This is a genomic window from Chromohalobacter sp. HP20-39 (assembly GCF_033052815.1).
In the GTDB taxonomy this organism is placed as follows: domain Bacteria; phylum Pseudomonadota; class Gammaproteobacteria; order Pseudomonadales; family Halomonadaceae; genus Chromohalobacter.
This window is the reverse complement of sequence record NZ_JAWHTP010000784.1, coordinates 1-263: the sequence shown is the minus strand read 5'-3', so window position 1 is coordinate 263 and position 263 is coordinate 1. Positions and strand designations below refer to the sequence as shown.

At 64.3% G+C, this 263-nt stretch carries 1 protein-coding gene; it reads right to left on the bottom strand.

The window, feature by feature from the left end; translation table 11 throughout:
• Window positions 1–263: DUF2201 family putative metallopeptidase (locus RVY79_RS20105; protein ID WP_317466344.1), on the bottom strand; the 263-nt coding region annotated here is incomplete at both ends.

Below are 263 nucleotides of genomic sequence, written 5' to 3'. Positions count from 1 at the left end.
CCGCGAGCGCCCTGGGCCTGAGGCTCTTGGGGAGCCTCAGGTGGCCGTTCCTGGCGGAGCACCGCATAAATCTCCTCTGCTGACTTGCCAGTGAAGCGTTCCTCCAGCAGTGCGCCTTTCGGGAGCTTCAAGTTGGCAGCGAGCACAACCGGATTGACCGCATAGTCACAGGCCGCGTTCCACAGCTTCTGATCGCGATTGCCACGCCGCCAGCAATGCCCGCTGGCGGGGTGCAGCACCTCATGAGCGAGACACCCACGCAG